The organism is Nocardia anocheti, assembly GCF_029675105.1.
Lineage (GTDB): Bacteria > Actinomycetota > Actinomycetes > Mycobacteriales > Mycobacteriaceae > Nocardia.
Genome location: NZ_JAQQFV010000027.1, coordinates 1 through 841, shown reverse-complemented (window position 1 = coordinate 841; position 841 = coordinate 1). Strand labels below are relative to the sequence as shown.

Sequence of the window (841 nt, the reverse complement as noted above, 5' to 3'; positions counted from 1 at the left end):
GTCGTCGCCAGCAGATCAACGCGGCGGCGAGATCGAGGAATCCCTGATGGATGTCAGTACGACGTTCCCAACGGACGGCCAAGCGCCGGTATTGGTGCAGCAAGGCCAGGGTTTGCTCGACGATCCAGCGGCCGGCGGTCACCTTGTCGCGGGTGCCGCGTCGTGGGATATACCCGGTGATCCGCCGGCGCTCGAGCTCGTCGTAGACCCGCGGATAGTCGTAGCCCTTGTCCGCGATCAGGGTCGTGATCTTCTCGCGTGGTCTGCCGGGGCGTCCTCGTAGCGGCCGCACTCGATCGAGTAACACAGGCAGCACGAGATGGTCATTGACGTTGGCCGCTGACTGTACGACCGCGAGCGGGAGACCGTTGCCGCAGGTCAGGATGTGGTGTTTGGCTCCGGCTTTGCGGCGGTCGACCGGGCTGGGGCCGGTGTCGGTGCCCCTTTTTTGGCCCGCACGTGTGAGCCGTCGGGGATGACGCGGTCGAAATCGATCAGTCCCGCGCGGTGGCAGTGGGCGAGCATCGTGGCGTGCATGGCCTCGAACACCCCGGCGGCCTGCCAGTCCCGTAGCCGCCGCCAGCAGGTCATCCCGGACCCGAACCCCAGCTCCTGGGGCAGGTCCTCCCACCCGATGCCGGTGATCAGCACGAACAAGATCCCTTGCAGGACAAGCCGATCGTTCATCCGCGCTGGTCCCGGTGTTCCCGCCGCCTTGACCGGTAGTAGCGGTTCGATCACTGCCCATAACTGGTCGTCCACGATCCACGGCGCTGCCACGACGAAACATCCTGCACTACAACAGGACTCGCTGCTACCCGACAGAACCTGTTAGGAGCTC

At 65.3% G+C, this 841-nt stretch carries 1 protein-coding gene; it reads right to left on the bottom strand.

What is annotated here, in order from left to right; genetic code table 11:
* A protein-coding gene (locus QC180_RS30120) for an IS5 family transposase (RefSeq protein WP_278266255.1) occupies positions 1-780 on the bottom strand; the annotation gives its coding sequence in 2 pieces (ribosomal slippage) (positions 1-435 and positions 435-780; 781 coding nt annotated over the 2 pieces). This gene is flagged as partial in the annotation.
* Between the last annotated feature and the right edge of the window lie 61 nt (positions 781-841).